Here is an 18,407-nt window from a genome sequence, read left to right on the forward strand (position 1 = left end):
TCCCTTCCCGGCTCACTTCGGCGTCGAGATCGTCACTTCCTTCGAAGTAATGAACTCCAGCAGCACCGGCACGCCCTTCTGGGTCTGCTCGATGCCGCGCTTGATCGCCGGGATGATATCCTCCGGCCTGGTGATGCGCTCGCCGTAGCCGCCGAAGGCGCGCGCCATGGCGGCGTAGTCGCCCGAGATGTCGGTTGAACGATACTTCTCGGTCGAGACCTTCATGATGTGCAATTCGATCGCCATCGAGAAGTTGTTGAGCAGGATCGACATGATCGGAATGCGCTCGCGCACCGCCGTCTCGAAGTCCATGCCGGTGAAGCCGATGGCAGCATCACCCCAGACGTTGATGCAGAGCTTTTCGGGACAGGCGAGCTTGGCGCCCATGGCGAGGCCGAGCCCGTAGCCGAGCTGCGTGGTCTTGCCCCAACCGATGTAGGTGTGCGGCGCCGTCGTCTTCCAGAAAGGCGAGAGCTGGTCGCGCGGGCTGCCGGCATCGTGGGTGATGATCGTGTTGGCTTTGTCGACCGTGTGCTGGAGATCCCAGAGCACGCGGTAGGGATTGAGCGGCGCCTCGTTGTTGGTGAGCTTGGGCATCCACTCGTTGAGCCACTCGTCGGCGATCGGCTTGATCTCCGCGACGACCGGCGCGGCATCGCGCTTCTTGCCCCCGACCAGCTTGCTGCACTCGTCGATCATCGCGCGCAGCGCAAGTTTGGCGTCGCCGATCAGGCCGTACTGGCAGCGCACGTCCTTGTTGAGATGGTTGGGATCGAGCGTGGTGTGGATCACCGTCTTGCCCTTCGGCATCGAGATGCCGAAGTTCGTCTCGGTGAAGGAGCAGCCGATGCCGAACAGCACGTCGCACTTGTCGAGGAAGTGGCGGACCTGCCGGGGATAGGCGCGGCCGCCGGAACCCAGCGACAGCGGATGGGTCTCGTCGAAGCTGCTCTTGCCCTGGAGCGACGTGCAGACCGGGATCGCCAGCAGCTCGGCCAGCTCCTTCAGCTCGTCATAGGCCTCGGCCCAGTGCACGCCGTGACCGGCATAGATCACCGGGCGCTTGGCCTCGACCAGCACCTTGGCGGCTTCCTTCACGGCCGCCGGATCGGGACCGTAACGCGTCGGTTTGATCGGCTCGTAGGTCAGCGGATCGGGCGCGTCCTCGCCGTTGGCTTCCGCCGGGAACTCGATGATGACCGGCGAGCCGCGGCCGTTGCGCAGCAGGCTGAAGGCCCGACGCATGATGTTCTCGATATCCTGGCCCGAGGTGATCGGCTCGGCATGCTTGGCAACATGTGCCATGGTGATGGTCGAGTTGAAGTTCGGCGGCACGTGCGCGATGCGGCGTGGATATCCCGCCGGAATGACCAGCAGTGGCACCGATTCGCCGTAGGCCTGGGCCACGCCGCCATAGGCGTTCTCCGAGCCCGGGCCGCTCTGCATGCAGAACACGCCCATCTTGCGGCCCTTGGTCATGCGCGACATGGCGTCAGCCATGTGCAGGCCGATGCGCTCCTGGCGCACGATGATCGGGCGGATGTCGATCGCGGCGCAGTGCTCGATCAGATGATTGACGGGATAGGCGAAGAGATACTCGACCCCCTCGCGCTTCAGGATTTCGGCGACGGCCGGGCCGGTCTTCATCTTCGTTTCTCCCTTGTTGCCGGAGGCGCGCCACTCGAGTGGCGCGTCCCCAGCGCTCGTTTATTTGTTCAGTTCCTTCATCGCGCTGTCGAGGCCGCCCAGGGTGAGCGGGAACATGCGATTGCTGGTCAGCTGCTGCAGGAGCTGGATCGACGGCGTGTAGCTCCAGTGACGTTCCGGCACCGGGTTCAGCCACGCCATGCTGCGATAGGTGTCGGACACGCGCTGGATCCAGACCTGGCCGGCCTCTTCGTTCCAGTGCTCCACCGAGCCGCCGGGATAGGCGATCTCGTAGGGGCTCATCGAGGCGTCGCCGACGAACAGCACCTTGTAGTCCGGCGGATAGGTATGGAGCATCTGCTGCGTCGAGAAGGTGTCGACGTGGCGGCGGCGATTGTCCTTCCACAGCTTCTCGTAGAGGCAGTTGTGGAAGTAGAAGAATTCGAGGTGCTTGAACTCCGAGCGTGCCGCCGAGAACAGCTCCTCGCAGACGCGGATGTGTGCGTCCATCGAGCCGCCGATGTCGAACAGGATCAGCAGCTTCACCTTGTTGCGCCGCTCCGGCACCATCTTGATGTCGAGGTAGCCCGCGTTGCGCGCCGTCGAGCGGATCGTGTCGGGCATGTCGAGCTCGACCTCGGCGCCCTCGCGCGCGAACTTGCGCAGGCGGCGCAGCGCGATCTTGATGTTGCGCGTGCCGATCTCGACCGTGTCATCGAGGTTCTTGTACTCGCGCTTGTCCCACACCTTCACGGCGCGGCCCTCGCGGCCCTTGTCCTGACCGATGCGCACGCCCTCGGGATTGAAGCCATAGGCACCGAACGGCGAGGTGCCGGCGGTGCCGATCCACTTGCTGCCGCCCTGGTGGCGCTTCTGCTGCTCCTCGAGACGCTTCTTCAGCGTCTCCATGAGCTTCTCCCAGCCGCCCATCGACTCGATCTGCTTTTTCTCCTCCTCGGTGAGAAGCTTCTCGGCCAGCTTGCGCAGCCATTCCTCCGGGATCTCCGCGGCGACGCCTTCGGCCGGCAGCGCCTCGAGCCCCTTGAACACGGCGCCGAACACGCGGTCGAACTTGTCGAGGTTGCGCTCGTCCTTCACCAGCGCGGCGCGCGACAGATAGTAGAAGTCGTCGACGCTGTAGTCGGCCACTCCCTTGTCCATCGCCTCCATCAGGGCGAGATATTCCTTGATGGAGACCGGCAGCTTGGCGTTGCGCAATTCGAGGAAGAAATTCACGAACATCGCGTTCTCCTCTCCGCAGTGGTTACTGGCGCTGCTCCCGGCGCGCCATGAAGGCCAGACGCTCGAACAGGTGCACATCCTGCTCGTTCTTCAGCAGCGCGCCGTGCAGCGGCGGGATCAGCTGCTTGGAGTCCTTCGAGCGCAGCGACTCCGGCGACATGTCCTCGACCATCAGCAGCTTCAGCCAGTCGAGCAGCTCGGAGGTCGACGGCTTCTTCTTCAGGCCCGGTACTTCGCGGATGTCGTAGAACACGTTCAGCGCCTCGCGCAGCAGGTTGCGTTGCAGGTCGGGGAAGTGCACGTCGACGATCTGCGTCATCGTCTCGCGATCGGGGAAGCGGATGTAGTGGAAGAAGCAGCGGCGCAGGAAGGCGTCCGGCAGTTCCTTCTCGTTGTTCGAGGTGATCATCACGATCGGGCGCTGCTCGGCCTTGATCGTCTGCTGCGTCTCGTAGACGTAGAACTGCATGCGATCGAGCTCGAGCAGCAGGTCGTTCGGGAACTCGATGTCGGCCTTGTCGATCTCGTCGATCAGCAGGATGGGCCGCTTCTCGGCGGTAAAGGCCTCCCACATCTTGCCGCGCTTGATGTAGTTGCCGATGTCCTTCACGCGCTCGTCGCCGAGCTGGCTGTCGCGCAGGCGCGAGACCGCGTCGTACTCGTAGAGGCCCTGCTGCGCCTTGGTGGTCGACTTGATGTGCCACTCGATGATCGGGGCGTTGAGCGCCTTGGCGACCTCATGCGCGAGGACCGTCTTGCCGGTGCCGGGCTCGCCCTTGATCAGCAGCGGACGCTGCAGCGCGATGGACGCATTCACCGCCACGCGCAGGTCGTCGCTGGCAACATAGGAGTCGGTACCGGTAAATTTCATGGTGCAAAATCCAAATTTCACTGTGGTTAGTGTCACCCTAGAGGGGTGATTTCGGGCCAGCAAGGCCACGCGAGCAGGTCACCCGCCCGCGCGGACGATGAAATAGACCAGAGCGGAACAGGCTAGCAGGACAGAGACCGCAAGGCGGCTCGACGCGAAGCTGAGCCGCGGTGCGGGCGCTCCCGGCTCGACCGCCTGGTCGAGCCGCTTGCGGCCGGTGATCATGGCGCCGACCAGATTGTGCCTCTTCCAGACGAGATAGAGCGCGACGGCTGCGACGTGGATCGCCACCAGAAGGAGCAGCACGTTGATCCACCAGGAATGGAAATCCGTGGCCCGCTCGACCCACTTGTCGGCGACCTTGAGCGCAAGCGGCCCGTTGACCATGCCAGTGTCGGTGTCGGCGCTGAAGAGGCCGGTCACGACCTGGGCCAGGACGGCGAAGATGAGGACGAGGACCATCGCGCCGCCCACCGGATTGTGTCCGACGTCGTGCGGGCCCTCTTTTCGGAACAGATGCGCGACGTGCGCGAACGCCGCCTTGGGGCCCTTGAGGAAGCTCGAAAAGCGCGCGGTGGTGCTGCCGACGAACCCCCAGGCGATGCGGAAGAGCAGCAAGGTCAGGATGGCGTAGCCCGACCAAAAATGGAGCTGCATCCAGTCGCCGCCGGCCCGGCCGCTGAAATAGGACGTCGCCATGAGGAGTACGAGCAACCAGTGGAACAGCCGGACGGGCACGTCCCAGACGAGGATCTTGTCGCTCTTGCCGGCCATCGGTCATCATCTCCCTGCGGGGCAACAGAATAGTCGAGTCGCCATGGCTCTAGGCAAGGACTACGCCCAAGACACTACACGCAGTCGTGATGGATCATGGCCGACGCACCCGTTCGCTTTCCGCGCCAACCTCTGCAACATAGAAGTCGTCGGCGAGGCATAAATTGTTGGCCGACCGTGGAATTCAAAGGGGATGAGCCTATGAGGAAGACTTTGGTGGTGGCATTGATCGGCGCCCTGGCGGCCGGTGCGATGGTGGGCGGCGCGACGATCGCGATGGCCCAGGGCGACGTGATCGCCCAGCGCAAGGACAATCGCAAGCAGACCGCCGCCGCGATGCGCGCCATCAAGGCGATCGTCGACGCCAAGGGTCCGACCGCCGCCGCCGTCGAGCAGGCCGCCAAGCTCAAGACCCTGGAAGCAGCCTTCGTGAAGATGTTCCCGGCCGGGTCCGACAAGGGCGAGACCCGCGCCCTGCCGGCGATCTGGACCGACTGGGCCGGCTTCGAAGCCGCCAGCAAGGCGGCCGACGCGGCCTATGACAAGCTCGCGACGGCCGCCGGCTCGGGCAATGCCGACGCACTGGCAGCAGCTTTTGCCGATACCGGCAAGGCCTGCGGTGCCTGCCACCAGAAGTTCCAGGCGAAGGCCAACTAGGCCTATCCGTCCGATCCGACACGAAAAGGAGGCGGTCTCTCGCCTCCTTTTCATTGTTTCAGGCAGCCGCCGGCGAAAGGCCCGGACCTGAAAGCGCCCGCTGGACGATCGCCTCGGCGTTGAATCGCCAGGCTCGCGATGCATGCATGGGCGACAGGCGCTGCCGCTCGCGCATGTTCATCCAGCTGTCGAGGCCAAATGTGCGATCGAGCGAATCGAGCGCGTGATCACGCGACGCGGGGTCCAATGTGTCGAGTTCGGGGGCGAACCATACGGCGATCCGCTCACGCAGGAGCCGACGGAGATGGGAGACGCCAGTGCTGACGGCCGGCGCGACCAGACGGACCCGCTGCGCGAAGTGCCATACCGGCAGCCATTCCTCGAAGAGTTGCGCCCGATCCGAAACCAGAAGCGCAATTCGGCTGGCGAGCGGCGCCGCGCTGTCGACCTGACGGTCGGGCCTGAAGGCCCGGCTGACGGCGAGATCGAAGGCTGCAGCATAGAGGTCGGAAAGACGGATGAAATGCTGGAAGAGCGTCCGGCTCGAATGACCGGCGATGGTCGCAATGGCGCCTGACGTCGGCTCGACATCGCCGGCCTGGATCAGGTCCAGCGTCGCCTGGATCAGGGATTGTCGAATTCGCTGGCCTTGCACGATGCGTACGTCCCGTGAGCGCGACACATCAACCGCGAATCCGACGATCTTCATTGGAAACCAATCGAAAGAGTTTGCTTTAGCAATGAACTCTAGCACCCCTCGAAATCCACGTAACTTGCAATTATGCATATCACTATAGATTGAACCCTACAGATTCTCTGCATTTCTTGACTTTAGATAGGCATTTTTGGGTGATCTGACATTGCATGAGCTCGGCAATTACCAATGCCCCCGAAGGGCAGGCTGACCATCTTGCGTTCATTATGGATGAGTAGCTTCAGCGCCCGGAAATACGAAAGGCCGGTCGCTTGGGGAACGACCGGCCTTCCTTATAAGCCCGCCTGGGTGTGGGGTAATCGAAGCCTTGGGGTGTGTGGGAAGGGGCTTCGATTGAGCGGCTTGGGAGGCCGCCGGCGGGCTGTCTGCATTACTTGAAGGGCAATGTAACACGGGTTTGACACCCGGTTAGTTGCAATATTGCATATCTCCTTTGGAGGCCCCCGTCAAAAGGCCAATAATTCCGGAACATTTCCAGTTTCAGATAATCAAAAAAGGAGCGCAGGAAACGCGCAGATAGTTCCTCGCGCCTCCAAATCCTGATGTATCTCAACCCGTTACTAGCCCCAGCCGTGAGAAAGACACGCCCATACACCTCGGGTTCGCTGCAATTATCCGGCCTTTTGCGACGCTTCTTCGATTTCGCAAAGAACCGGCCTGAGGTGTTCGAGGAAGCGCTCGGGATCCTCACTCATCGGAAAGTGTCCCAGTCCCGGCATGATCGTGCACCTCGCCCCCGGCACCAAGGCGGCAACCTCCTCCGTCTCAGCCGGCGAGCAGGAGTAGTCGTATTCGCCGGTCAGCAGGAACAGCGGGCAACGGCTGACATCGATCGAAGTGATGCGCTGGCGAAGATCGCCATCGACCTTGTAGAAATGGAGGTCACCCTTGAAGACGCCGGGGCCGCCTTGCATGTAGTGCCAGAGAGTCTCCCAGCGATGGACGCCCGGCGCGTCTGGCCCGACGAGCCCGGAAACGATGCCGGCGCACACTTCGCCCCCGTGGACATCGGCATGATGCAGCCAGTCGGTGTCGTAATAGGGCGCAACATGGGCCGACGCCTGCAACCCGATCAGCGCGCGGAAACGAGCGGCATGGGTAGCGGCGAGGTTGAGGACGACGCGGCCGCCGATCGAACAGCCCATCAACACCGGCTGCTGCAACGCCAGCGCGTCGGCGAAGGCCACGACGAACGCGGTGTAGAAATCCCGCGTCAGCCGGTATTCCTCGCGCTCGAACCCTTGTGGCGGCGAGGATTTGCCGTGCCAGGGCATGTCGAAGGCGATGACGCGAAAGCGCCTGGTTACCTCGGCATCATTGAGTACACCGCGATACTGCCGGCCATCGGCGCCGGCCGTGTGCAGACAGAGCAGCGGGATGCCCTCGCCGGCCTCCTCGAAGTAGACGCGATAGCGCCGGCCGTCGAAATCGAGCGACAGGTAGCGGCCGACGATCGGCTCCAACCCCGCGGTCATCGTGCGGCTCCCTTCGGCCGGGCCACTCCACGCGGCGCCTCGAGCACGCCCTTGATGTAGAGCAGGTTTGCCATGAGCGGCTGGAGGTCCCCTTCGAACTTCAGGAGCCCGCGGCGGACCAGGGCAAGCAGGTCATGGTCGCCTGGCGCTGGCCGTGGCTGCCAGAAGCGCCGCCAGCTCGCCTCGTCGGCCCGCAGGGCGAAGCGCCAGGACGGCATGACGAAGGGCCCTTCCTCGACCTTTTCGATCCGGCCCCGTAGCACATGCACCAGCCATGACCGCGGCCGGGCCTCCACCAGGAAAGTGCCGCTGAGATGCCGGCCGCGCCGCACCAGGGCCGCGTCGCCATTCACCAGGCCCGCAAGTTGTTCGAGCATGAGTTCCTCCCTCGTTCGCAAGGCCTTCCGGGTTTCGTGTTTCGGCCTCAATTCCATGCTAGACGAAGCGTCGTCCCGCCAATACCCGCCGTGCTTCCCGGAGGCTTCTTCCGTGCATCTCGTTCGTTTCGTCCGCGCCGCCCTGCCTCTCGCCGGCGCCGCCCTGTTGCTCGCCGCCCAGCCCGCCGCCGCGGACATGGAGGAAGCGGTCAAGGCGCTGCAGGCAGGCGATCCCGTGACGGCCGAGAAGGAGCTGCAGCTCCTCGCCAAGGAGCGCGACCCGCGCGCCCAGTTCCTGTTGGGCCTCTACGTCTACGGAAACGCCGAATCGAAGCTGTTCGACATCAACAAGGCGACGCCGCTTCTGCTCGACGCTTCCGAACGCGGCTATCTGCCGGCGATGATTCCGCTGGCCGGCGCCTACGCCGAGGGCAAGGGCGTGCCGAAGAGCCTCTTCGAAGCCTACAAGTGGTGTGCGATCGCTGAGCACTGGAACGTCCCGAACGCCAACCTGGCGCTCGAGCAGGCGGCCCGCGAACTGCCGGCCGCCGAAGCCGAGAAGGCCAAGGCAGCCGCGCTCGCCTATACGTTCAAGACGAAATGACCGCGGCGCGATCGGCGCTCGCCGCGGCCCTGATCGCCGCCAGCGCCGTCGCGCAGGCCCAGCAGCCATCCGATGCCTCCGACGTCGCGCCACCGCTGCGGGCCGCCGTCGTCGCCTACCGCCAGGGCGATACCGCCACCGCCGAGCGGGCGCTGCGCGCCCTCGGCTCGCCCAGCGCCGATGCCGATGCCTGGCTGGGCGCCGTGCTGATGGACCGCGGCGCCAAGGCCGAGGGCCTGAAGCTGATCCAGCGCGCCGCCGACGCGGGCTCGGCCGAAGGCCAGCATCGATTGGCGCTCGTTTTCATCAACGGCGACGCCGGAATCCCGCGCAATCCGGCCCGTGCCATAGAACTCTTCGAGAAGGCCGCCGCGCAGGGCCACCGCCGGGCCCAGCTCAATCTCGGTACGCTCTACTTCCGCGGCCAGGGCATCCAACGCGACCTGGTCCAGGCTCGCGCCTGGCTGGAGCAGGCGGCCGCCGACGGCGACGTTTATGCGACCTATGCGCTGGGACGGGCCATGTCGGAAAGCGCGCCACCGGCATCGGCCGACCCGACGCGCGCGGCCGACCTCTTCCGCCGGGCTGCCGAGAAGGGCCACATGCTCGCGGCCCTGCGTTACGGCATGGCACTGGCCGAGGGATCGGGCGTCAAGCAGGACCTCCCCGCCGCGCAGCGCTGGCTGGTCCTGGCGCAGCAGAACGGCGTGCCTGAAGCGGCACTGGCACTGGGCGACATGGCGGTCCGCACACCAGCCACGCGCGACAAGGCGGCCAACCAGAAGATCCTGCAATCGGCGATCGCCTGGTACCAGGCCGCGGCCAATGCCGGCGTGCCGTCGGGTCAGTTCAAGCTGGCCAATGCCTATCTCGCCGGCTCGGGCGTGCCGCGCGATCCGGTGCAGGCCCAACTTTGGTACTCGCGGGCGGCCCAGCAGGGATTGACCGAAGCGCAGCAGGCGCTGGGCGTCATGCTGCTGACCGGCACTGCCGGAGCAACCGATCCGGTCGAAGCCTTCAAGTGGCTGTACCTCGCCGAACGCGGCGGGCATCCGGAAGCCCGCGCCGTCCGCGAGAAGGCGGGCGACAAGGTGGCCGATCGCGACCGCAAGCGCGGCGAGGCCCTGGCCCAGGCGTTCAAGCCGACCTATGAGTTGCCACGCGACGAGGGGCCGCCGCGCCTCGTGCCGGTGCGGCGCTGACGTGGGCAGCGGTGGATACGCCCCAGAGCGCCGCGCGCCAGACGCGCCCTGACATCACTCTGGCGGTTTGCCGCGGCGCGTGCCGCCTGATGCGACAGTCTGGCCGCTCCGTCCTGCGCGAACTGCCACTACCCGACGGCCGGCGCGCCGACATCATGGCGATCGCCGGCAGCGGCGAGCTCACGATCGTCGAGGTGAAATCGTCGATCGAGGATTGGCGGGTCGACCAGAAATGGCCCGACTATCTTGCCTGGTGCGACCTGCTCTACTTCGCCGTGCCGGTCGATTTCCCGCAGTCGCTGATTGCCGAGGAAGTCGGTCTGATCGTCGCCGACGCCTACGGGGCAGAGATCCTGCGCCATCCGCCGCGCCGGCCCGTGGCGGCGGTGCGACGCAAGGCACTGCTCGTCGACTGCGCGCGTCTCGCCTCGGAGCGCCTGGCGCGCCTCGAAGATCCCGAGTTCATCGACTTCGTCTGAGCCTCAGCCGGGCATGGGGCGCGCCGCCCCACGACTGGCCTCGGCCATGCGGATGCGGGCATAGGCCATGACCTCGGTCGGCGGTCCGATTCGCTCGACCCTGCCGTCCATCACCAGCGCCACGCGATCGGCAATTGCCAGCGGGGCCAGCCGATGGGTGATCATGATGACGGTCCGCCCCCGCGTGTTGGCCTTGAGCTGGCGCAGGAGCTGCTCCTCGGTGGCGGGATCCAGCGCGCTGGTCGCCTCGTCGAGGATCAGGATGCGCGGATTGCGGATCAGCGCGCGGGCGATGCAGAGGAGCTGGCGCTGGCCCGTCGACAGGCCCTGCCCTCGCTCACCGAGCACCGTGTTGTAGCCCTGCGGCAGGCGCTGGATGAAATCGTGCGCGCCGACGAACTTCGCGACGGCAGCCACCCGGGCCGGATCCTTGTCGATGACGCCCATCGCGATGTTCTCACGGACCGAGCCGGTGAAGAGCTGGACGTCCTGCGGCACGGCGCCGATCTGCGCCCGGAGCTGGGCGGGCGAGATGTGGGCGATGTCCGTGCCATCGACCAGGACACGGCCATCGCTCGGGCTCACGAGGCCCTGCACCAGGTTGGCGATGGTGGTCTTGCCCGACCCGGAAGGCCCCACGATGCCGATGATCTCTCCCGCCCCGATCGAAAGATCGGCCTCGCGCAGGATCGGCGGACCGCGATCCTGGACACGGCAGGTGACGCGATCGAGAGCAATCTCGCCGGACAAGGCCGGCATCGGCGCGAATTCACCCGGCGACGCCTCGGGCGCTTCCCGCATCAGCTCGTCGATGCGCTTGAAGGCGGCACTCACCGCCTGGAGCTGGTGCCACGCGCCCGCTAGCTGGCGCATCGGCAGCAGCGCCCGTGCGGCCAGCATGTTGGCGGCGATCAGGGCGCCGATCGTCAGGCGGTGATCGGCGATCTCGGCCACGCCGATCATCACGATGACGAGCGAGGCCATGAGCTGCAGCGTGCCCGAGGCGCTCGCGGCGATGTTGACGAGGTTGTTGGCGCGCTGACTGGTGCGGGCCGACTGCTCGACCCGCACCTGCCATCGCTTCTCGACCTCGGCCTCTAGCCCGAGCGCCTTGATCGTGGCGGCATTGGCCACGGTCTCGGTGAGCGTCGAACTCTTGGCGGCAAGCGCCTGGAAGTTCTCGTCCGCCAGCCGCCGCTGCACGCGATGACCGGCGAGCGACACGCCGATCAGTACCGGGATGGCGAGAGCCGTGACCACGCCGAGGGTCATGCTGATCGTGAAGGTAGCGGCCAGGAAGAGCACGACGAACAGCAGGTCGATCGCCAGCACCGGCATCTGGCCGGTGAAGAAGCCGCGCAGCACGTCGAGCTGGCGCAGCCGTTCGGCGATGACGCCCGACGGCGTGCGCTCGAAATGCCGGTAGGGCAAGGCCATCAGGTGATGCAGCACCTCGGCGCTCATCAGCACGTCGAGGCGCGCGCCGGTCCTGGCCGACAGCCAGCCGCGCGCGACACGCAGGCCGAAATCGGCGGCATAGGCGACGAACATCCCCGCACACAGCGCCATCATCATCGACGGGAGGCCATCAGGCAGATGCCGTCCGGTCACCATGTTGACGACCAGCATCATGAAAAGCGGGGTGAGAAGCCCGAGCACGTTGATGGCGAACGAAGCGGCGGCGAGCTTGAACAGGACCGGGCGCACACGCGCCCACAAGGGCGCGTACCATTGCGCCGACGGAACAGGTCCAAGCGGCGGGCGCAGCAACAGCGCCCGCGAGCCGAGTACGCCGACTTCCTTCGCCGTCGCCTGCCAGACGCGGCCCTCCATGACATCGAGCATCGTCCAGTTGTTGGCGCGGCCCGAGACGACGACATGGACACGTCCGCCGCCGGAAAGAAGGGCAAAGGGGAGCGGCAGTTCGCCGAGTGAACGGGATGCGAGATCGACCGCCTCGCTTTCGAGGCCGAGCCGAACCGCCGCGGTCAGGAAGGCAGCCTCGTCGAGGCCCGTGGCGGGAACTGTCGTGAGACGGCGGATATCGGCTTCGCTGACCGGCCTGCCCACCTGCTGGGCCAGGTAGAGCAGGGCCCTCATCAGGGAATCGACGCGGGGGCGGCCCGCTTCGTCCCATACGGACTGCTGGAAGCTTCCGTTCTCGAGAGGAGCCATATCCCGAGGGTACCAGAAACACCCCTTGTTTCAACGACCTAGGGGTATTTCCTAATGCAAAGGGCGCGCGACCCGCGTCGCGCGCCCCTGCTTTTGGATGATCGAGGGCCCTAGCGGGCGCCGAAAGCGCGCTTCAGCTCGGCCACCAGATCGGTGCGCTCCCAAGAGAATCCGCCGTCCTTCTCCGGCTTGCGGCCGAAATGACCGTAGGCCGCGGTGCGCTGATAGATCGGCTTGTTGAGCTGCAGCGAGCGGCGGATGTTGGTTGGACGCAGCGGGAACAGTTCCGACAGGACCTTCTCGAGCTTGCGCTCGTCGACCTTGCCGGTGCCCTCGGTGTTGACATAGAGCGACATCGGATCGGCGACGCCGATCGCGTAGGCGACCTGGATCAGACAGCGGTCGGCGAGACCGGCGGCCACGACGTTCTTGGCCAGGTAGCGCGCGGCGTAAGCCGCCGAACGGTCGACCTTGGTCGGGTCCTTGCCGGAGAAGGCGCCGCCGCCGTGCGGCGCATAGCCGCCGTAGGTGTCGACGATGATCTTGCGGCCGGTCAGGCCGCAGTCGCCGTCGGGGCCGCCGACGACGAAGTTTCCGGTCGGATTGACGAAGAAGTCCGAGGCCTTCTTGGGCATCCAGCCCTTGGGCAGCGACTTCTCGACGTGACCGGCGATCATCTCGCGGATCATGGCGGAGTTGTACTTCTTGCCCTTCGCCGTCGTCTCGCGATGCTGCGTGGAGACCACCACCTTGGTGGCGCCGACGGCCTTGCCGTCGACGTAACGCACCGTCACCTGGCTCTTGGCGTCGGGCTGCAGGTCGCCGAGTTCACCCGAGCGACGGGCCTTGCTCAGCACTTCGAGGATCTTGTGCGAGAAGAAGATCGGGGCGGGCATGAACGAGCCCTTCTCGTATTCCTCGCTGTCGCGGCAGGCGAAGCCGAACATCAGGCCCTGGTCGCCTGCGCCTTCCTGCTCACCGAGATTGCCGCCCTTCTTCTTGGCATCGACGCCCATCGCGATGTCGGGCGACTGGCCGTGCAGCAGCACCTCGACGTCGGCGCCGTGGAAGGAGAAGCCGTCCTGATCGTAGCCGATGTCGCGCACGACGTTGCGCGCGATCTCGCCGATCGCCTCGCGATTGACGACGGTATTCTTGCCGTACTTCTTCATGTACGGCTCGGACGCACGGCCTTCGCCGGCAATCACGATCTTGTTGGTGGTGACGAGCGTCTCGCAGCCGAGGCGGGTGTTGGCGTGGCTGTCGTCGGCATGGCCGAGCTTGACGTCGTTGGCGATGAAAGCATCGAGGATGGCGTCGGAAATCTGGTCTGCGACCTTGTCCGGATGGCCTTCCGAAACCGACTCACTGGTGAAGATGTAATCCTTGAGCGCCAACGATCCCTCCCAAAGTGCACTGGACTCCGGGCAGGGCGGTGATGCCGCCAACGGCCGGCTTAGCCTTTATTTTCGCGGTGGCAAGTCGTCCAAATCCGTCCGCGGCGACTCCGACCACCGGAGCCGCGGTTCGCTAGAAACGCCAAAAACAGGCGAAAATCAAGAGGATCGCGTGGCGAATTCCAGCGTCCCTAGTCGCGCGCCCTGGCGCCCTTGCGGGTGCCGACGGCTTCGGCGTGGCTGGCCGCACCCACCGCCTTCACCATTTCGAAGATGCGCTTGCGGACCCTGCTCTCGCGGATCTTGTAGTAAGCGCGGACGAGTTCGAGGGTCTCCCTCTTGATCAGCGGATCCTTCTCCTGCTCGAACGGCGTGCCGGCCTCTCCGAAACCGCCCTTCTTGCCGCGTCCAGACATCGGCCGGCCCGACAGGGCGTTCGAGGGCATCTCGTCGAAGAAATAGGACACGGGTACGTCGAGGACCTTGGCGAATTCGAACAAGCGGCTCGAACCGATCCGGTTGGAGCCCCGCTCGTACTTCTGGATCTGCTGGAAGGTAAGGCCGACCGCCGTCCCAAGCTTCTCCTGGCTCATGCCGAGGAGAGTACGCCGCTGGCGCATGCGCGCTCCGACATGAACGTCAACGGGATGCGATCTCGCCATGGATCCCCTGCTCCTTACCCAGTCAACTCTCCAAAGAACGCGCATAGGACCCAATAATGGCCGAATGGCGTGCAGCGACTGCTGCCAAGACCTCGTGTGCAAAAATGCATATCTACACGCGCCGTCTGCATATTACCTAATCCCCAATTCAACGGAATGCAAGCGACCCCTGCGCGTTAAGGCTTTGAATTGCCTGTTTTTTCAGGCCATCTGAAACGAGACATTGCAACGAGTAAGGCAACCGCAAGCATCAGGAGGCCCAGAAGGGTCACATCGCCCCAGCGGCCATAGGGCGTCGGCGCCCGCGCGGCGGGAATCCGATGGTCGATGATGCCGTCCTGTTGCATGTCGAGAGCGGCCAGCACGCGGCCATAGGCATCGATCACGGCCGAGACCCCGGTATTGGCGGCGCGGAGCATCGGCAACCCCTCCTCCACCGCCCGCACGCGCGCGCTGGCGAGGTGCTGGTAGGGGCCGCTTGAAAGGCCGAACCACGCATCGTTGGTTACGTTCAGGAGCCAGCGCGGCCGCTCCTCCGGGCCGGTGACGGCCGCCGGGAAAATCACCTCGTAGCAGATGATCGGCGAGAAGGACGGCAGGCGCGGCAGATCGAGCGTCAGGCGCGATTCCCCCACCTCGAACGAGCCGCGTCCGATGAAGCCCGAAACCGGGGCGAGTTGCTTGTGGAACGGGATGTATTCGCCCAGGGGAACGAGATGGACCTTGTCGTAGGTGGCGACGATCTCGCCCTCACCGTCGACGACCAGCAGGGAATTCCAGACCCCGTCTTCACGATTGCGCGTGCCGCGCGCCGCACCGGTGAGGAGGTAGCCGCCGGGCGGCACGGCCTTCGCCATGACCTCGAGCGCCGGCGACCCCGGCTCGATGACGAACGGCGGTGCCGTTTCCGGCCAGATCACGGCCGCCACCTTGTCGAAGCCATCCCGGCGACTGAGTTCGAGCAGCCTCGCCATGTGTGGCGTGCGCTTGTCGGGTCGCCATTTCTCCGCCTGCGGCGTGTTGGGCTGGACGATGCGGACCAACGGCCCGTCTCCTGCCGTATCGACCGGCGCCATGGCAGCCTGCCCGGCAAAGCCCGCGCCGCCGGCGACGACGAGGGCCAGGATCGACGCGCGCCAGCCCGCAGCGGGAGCGGCCAGGATCATGAAGGTGAGCAGGCCAAGACCATAGACGCCGAACAGCGCCGCACCCTGGAGCAACGGCGTCGCGAAGGCCCAGACATGCGCCAGCGGATTCCACGGGTAGCCCGTGAAGACGTGACCGCGCAGCCATTCCGCGATCGTCCAGGCGATGGCCAGCAGCAGCAGCCGGCAATAGCGGCCACCCATCGAGGGCCAGCGCAGGGCGGCCCATTTCGCCGCACCCGCCGCCATCGCCGGAAAGAATCCCAGGAGAGCGGCAAGCCCCATGACGATGGGCGGACCGAGCGGTGCGTAGTCGGCCGGGGGCACGAAGAAGGCTTCAACGATCCAGTAGGAGCCGACGGCGAAATGGCCGGTCCCCCAGGCCCATCCCCGCAGCAGGGCACTCTTTGGTCCGGATGCGGTATCCCAAAGCCAGACGAAGGCCACGACGCCCAGGACCGCGAGCGGCAGCCAGTGGAGCGGCGGCATTGCCAGAGCGGCGAGCGCGCCGGCCACGAAGGCGGCACCTGCGGCCCGCCAGCCTTTGAGGGTCATCGCGTCATTCGATGGTCAGGCAGCCGGCGCCGTGGCCGGCGGCCGGACGCGCAGGCGGCGGATGCGCCTCGGATCGACATCGAGAATCTCGAACTCCACGCCCGACGGATGACGAACCACCTCGCCGCGTTCGGGAATGCGGCCGAGCAGCGAGAAGATCAGTCCGCCCACCGTATCGATCTCGCGTCGCTCGTCCTCCGACAGGACCTTACCGATCTCCTCTTCGAGCAGCTCGATCGGCGTGCGCCCATTGACGTCGATCGTGCCGTCGACGCGGCGCGCGACTGCCGGCGTCTGCGCGACATCGTGCTCGTCCTCGATCTCGCCTACGATCTCCTCGACGAGATCCTCGATGGTGAGGAGTCCGTCGGTGCCTCCGAATTCGTCGACCACCAGCGCCATGTGCGTGCGCGAGCGGCGCATGTCGAGCAGCATGTCGAGCACCGGCAGCGTCGGCGCCACGAACACGACGCGCCGCAGGATGTCGCGGAGATTGAACTTCTTCGACGTGCCCCAGTAGGCCAGCACGTCCTTGATGTGGATCATCCCGATCACGTCATCGAGCGACTCACGATAGATCGGATACCGCGAATGCGCCTCGGCCTGGATCAGCCGCACCACCTCGTCGAGCGGCGTGTCGGCGGCGATGCCCACGATGTCGACCCTGGGCACCATGACGTCCGCGACGGTCTTGTCGCGCAGCTTCAGGATGTTGGCGAGAAGGACACGCTGGTCCTCGCTAATCGGCGTATCGCTCTCGGGCGTCTCCTCGATCAGCTCCTCGATAGCTTCGCGGACAGCTTCGTTCTTCTCCCTGCGGCGCAGGCGCCGCAGGATGGCGCGCAACAGCCCGCCGCTCGAAGGGACATCAGGGGCGACCGGCGATGGAGCCGGGGTCGTCAGTGGCTCAGTCGACGAGGCCGGGCTGATGCCCGGCCTGGTACTGTGCGCTGTGGAGTCAGGCATGGCTCGTAAGATAGGCTATCGGCCCCGCGTTGCAATCACTGGAAGTTCCTGATGCGTTCCTGCAAGTTGCCTTCCGGAGCGGAAATGCCCGTGCTGGGCCTCGGCACCTGGCGCATGGGCGAGAGTGCGCGCCGCAGCGCCGGGGAGCTCGACGCCCTGAAATATGGCCTCGATCTCGGCTATCCCATGATCGACACCGCCGAAATGTACGGTGAAGGCGGCGCCGAGGAGATCGTGGGCGACGCCCTGGCGGGTCGCGGCGCCCGCCCCTTCATCGTAAGCAAGGTCTATCCGCACAATGCCTCGCGCGCCGGCACCATCGCGGCCTGCGAGCGCAGCCTGAAGCGCATGCGGCTAGAGCGCATCGACCTCTATCTGCTGCACTGGCGGGGCGGCGCGCGCCTCGAGGAGACGTTCGAGGCGTTTCACAGGCTGAAGGACGCCGGGAAGATCGGCGATTTCGGCGTGAGCAATTTCGACCTCGACGACATGGAGGATGCTGCCGAAGTCGACAAGGGGTTGAACGCCACGAACCAGGTTCTCTACTGCCTGTCGCGCCGCGGCCCGGAATTCGACCTGCTGCCGTGGATGCGCATGCGCGCCATCCCGTTGATGGCCTATTCGCCGCTCGACCAGGGCGGATTGCTGCGCAAGGCGGCGCTGAAGAACCTTGCCGATGAAGCGGGCTGCACGCCCGCCCAGCTGGCCCTGGCCTGGCTGCTCGCCCAGCCCGGCGTCGTCACGATCCCGAAATCCGCCAGCCGCGAACGGCTGAAGGAAAACTTCGCGGCCCTCGAGGTGAAGCTGACGCCGCAGATCCTGGCCGAGCTCGATCGCGCCTTCCCGCCGCCCAGGACGAAGCAGCCGCTCGAGATGCTCTGACAGCCTACCAAAGCGGGTTTCTCAGAAGGACTGACGGCAATGTAAGCAGTCGGCGGTCATCACCCCGGGAATCAGGGGGTGCGACCTTGGTTTCGTTTGTTCCGATTATTTCGGTTATTTCGTTTATCGGCCCCGACCCCGGCTTTTTCGGCAGGCTGACGATCCAAGGCATAGGGATCGGCGATCCCGAGCTTCGCCAGGATGCGGCGCTCGAGCGCCTCCATGCGCTCCGCATCGTCCTCGCCGGTTTCGTGATCGTAGCCGAGCAGATGCAGCGTTCCATGCACGACCAGATGGGTGAAATGGTCGGCCGGCGACTTGCGCTGTTCGCGCGCCTCGCGCCACACGGTCTGGCGCGCCAGCACCATGTCGCCGAGGAACTCGCGTTCGCCCGACGGATAGGACAGGACGTTGGTCGGCTTGTCCTTCTTGCGGTCGCGCGCATTGAGCGCCCGCACGCCCTTGTCGGCTTCCAACGCGACGTTGAGCGAGCGGCGGCCACTGCGACGCGCGCCGGCGAAGGCGGCCCGCGACGCCCGCCGGGCAAGCCGTTCCGCCTCCGGCAACACCTCGATCCAGCGT

18 protein-coding genes are annotated in these 18,407 nt (G+C 65.6%); 5 read left to right on the plus strand and 13 right to left on the minus strand.

What is annotated here, in order from left to right; genetic code table 11:
- Positions 1–12: 12 nt before the first annotated feature.
- The 4 genes from Q0Q48_RS01645 to Q0Q48_RS01660 all read right to left on the minus strand — a co-directional run bounded on the left by Q0Q48_RS01645 (position 13) and on the right by Q0Q48_RS01660 (position 4,534).
- Positions 13–1,647: a thiamine pyrophosphate-requiring protein gene (locus Q0Q48_RS01645; protein WP_295132883.1), complete on the minus strand. Its 1,635-nt coding sequence runs from the start codon at positions 1,645–1,647 to the stop codon at positions 13–15.
- A 60-nt stretch (positions 1,648–1,707) separates the two neighbouring features.
- Entirely contained in the window at positions 1,708–2,889 is a 1,182-nt protein-coding gene (locus tag Q0Q48_RS01650) for a VWA domain-containing protein (protein ID WP_295132886.1), read from the minus strand.
- A gap of 22 nt (positions 2,890–2,911) precedes the next feature.
- Positions 2,912–3,760, minus strand: coding sequence for a MoxR family ATPase (locus tag Q0Q48_RS01655; protein WP_295132889.1), 849 nt, complete (start codon positions 3,758–3,760; stop codon positions 2,912–2,914).
- 78 nt (positions 3,761–3,838) lie between these two features.
- Positions 3,839–4,534 carry a cytochrome b/b6 domain-containing protein gene (locus Q0Q48_RS01660; protein ID WP_295132892.1) on the minus strand — a complete coding sequence of 232 codons (696 nt, stop codon included), beginning with the start codon at positions 4,532–4,534 and terminating at the stop codon, positions 3,839–3,841.
- A 201-nt stretch (positions 4,535–4,735) separates the two neighbouring features.
- Between Q0Q48_RS01660 and Q0Q48_RS01665 the strand changes: the two genes are divergently transcribed.
- Positions 4,736–5,191 (plus strand): cytochrome c, encoded by a 456-nt coding sequence (locus Q0Q48_RS01665; protein WP_295132895.1) that lies wholly within the window; start codon positions 4,736–4,738, stop codon positions 5,189–5,191.
- A gap of 58 nt (positions 5,192–5,249) precedes the next feature.
- Here Q0Q48_RS01665 and Q0Q48_RS01670 read toward each other — a convergent pair whose 3' ends face one another.
- The 3 genes from Q0Q48_RS01670 to Q0Q48_RS01680 form a co-directional block, all read right to left on the minus strand.
- Positions 5,250–5,978, minus strand: a complete 729-nt coding sequence (locus tag Q0Q48_RS01670; protein ID WP_295132897.1) for a hypothetical protein — start codon at positions 5,976–5,978, stop codon at positions 5,250–5,252.
- Between the two features lie 539 nt (positions 5,979–6,517).
- Positions 6,518–7,381 (minus strand): alpha/beta hydrolase, encoded by an 864-nt coding sequence (locus Q0Q48_RS01675; protein ID WP_295132900.1) that lies wholly within the window; start codon positions 7,379–7,381, stop codon positions 6,518–6,520.
- A complete protein-coding gene (locus Q0Q48_RS01680; RefSeq protein WP_295132903.1) occupies positions 7,378–7,758 on the minus strand; it encodes a hypothetical protein in 381 nt (126 codons plus the stop codon). The genes Q0Q48_RS01675 and Q0Q48_RS01680 overlap by 4 nt, the downstream gene beginning before the upstream one ends.
- A 112-nt stretch (positions 7,759–7,870) precedes the next feature.
- On the opposite strand from Q0Q48_RS01680, the gene Q0Q48_RS01685 reads away from it, so the two are divergent.
- From Q0Q48_RS01685 to Q0Q48_RS01695, 3 genes are read left to right on the plus strand one after another with little or no spacing between them, the layout of a single operon-like run.
- The gene (locus tag Q0Q48_RS01685) at positions 7,871–8,362 is read left to right on the plus strand and encodes a hypothetical protein (RefSeq protein ID WP_295132906.1); all 492 of its coding nucleotides are present in this window, start codon (positions 7,871–7,873) and stop codon (positions 8,360–8,362) included.
- A complete protein-coding gene (locus tag Q0Q48_RS01690) occupies positions 8,359–9,564 on the plus strand; it encodes a tetratricopeptide repeat protein (protein WP_295132909.1) in 1,206 nt (401 codons plus the stop codon). The genes Q0Q48_RS01685 and Q0Q48_RS01690 overlap by 4 nt, the downstream gene beginning before the upstream one ends.
- An 11-nt stretch (positions 9,565–9,575) precedes the next feature.
- Positions 9,576–10,043, plus strand: a complete 468-nt coding sequence (locus tag Q0Q48_RS01695) for an MmcB family DNA repair protein (protein WP_295132912.1) — start codon at positions 9,576–9,578, stop codon at positions 10,041–10,043.
- A 3-nt stretch (positions 10,044–10,046) separates the two neighbouring features.
- Here the strand turns inward: Q0Q48_RS01695 and Q0Q48_RS01700 are convergent, their stop codons facing one another.
- The 5 genes from Q0Q48_RS01700 to Q0Q48_RS01720 all read right to left on the minus strand — a co-directional run bounded on the left by Q0Q48_RS01700 (position 10,047) and on the right by Q0Q48_RS01720 (position 16,943).
- Positions 10,047–12,218: a peptidase domain-containing ABC transporter gene (locus Q0Q48_RS01700; RefSeq protein WP_295132915.1), complete on the minus strand. Its 2,172-nt coding sequence runs from the start codon at positions 12,216–12,218 to the stop codon at positions 10,047–10,049.
- A gap of 110 nt (positions 12,219–12,328) precedes the next feature.
- On the minus strand, positions 12,329–13,615 hold the full coding sequence (gene metK / locus Q0Q48_RS01705) for a methionine adenosyltransferase (protein ID WP_295132918.1): 1,287 nt from the start codon (positions 13,613–13,615) through the stop codon (positions 12,329–12,331).
- Between the two features lie 191 nt (positions 13,616–13,806).
- Positions 13,807–14,322: a helix-turn-helix transcriptional regulator gene (locus Q0Q48_RS01710; protein WP_366915265.1), complete on the minus strand. Its 516-nt coding sequence runs from the start codon at positions 14,320–14,322 to the stop codon at positions 13,807–13,809.
- A 131-nt stretch (positions 14,323–14,453) separates the two neighbouring features.
- Positions 14,454–15,977 carry an apolipoprotein N-acyltransferase gene (gene lnt, locus Q0Q48_RS01715; RefSeq protein ID WP_295132925.1) on the minus strand — a complete coding sequence of 508 codons (1,524 nt, stop codon included), beginning with the start codon at positions 15,975–15,977 and terminating at the stop codon, positions 14,454–14,456.
- 15 nt (positions 15,978–15,992) lie between these two features.
- Positions 15,993–16,943, minus strand: coding sequence for a hemolysin family protein (locus tag Q0Q48_RS01720; protein ID WP_295132928.1), 951 nt, complete (start codon positions 16,941–16,943; stop codon positions 15,993–15,995).
- Positions 16,944–17,027: 84 nt separating this feature from the next.
- Here Q0Q48_RS01720 and Q0Q48_RS01725 point away from each other — a divergent pair, with 84 nt between their 5' ends.
- Positions 17,028–17,825 carry an aldo/keto reductase gene (locus Q0Q48_RS01725; RefSeq protein WP_295132932.1) on the plus strand — a complete coding sequence of 266 codons (798 nt, stop codon included), beginning with the start codon at positions 17,028–17,030 and terminating at the stop codon, positions 17,823–17,825.
- A gap of 71 nt (positions 17,826–17,896) precedes the next feature.
- On the opposite strand, the gene ybeY is transcribed toward Q0Q48_RS01725, so the two are convergent.
- Positions 17,897–18,391 carry an rRNA maturation RNase YbeY gene (gene ybeY, locus Q0Q48_RS01730; RefSeq protein ID WP_366915266.1) on the minus strand — a complete coding sequence of 165 codons (495 nt, stop codon included), beginning with the start codon at positions 18,389–18,391 and terminating at the stop codon, positions 17,897–17,899.
- Between the last annotated feature and the right edge of the window lie 16 nt (positions 18,392–18,407).

Source organism: uncultured Reyranella sp. (genome assembly GCF_945957355.1).
GTDB lineage: Bacteria > Pseudomonadota > Alphaproteobacteria > Reyranellales > Reyranellaceae > Reyranella.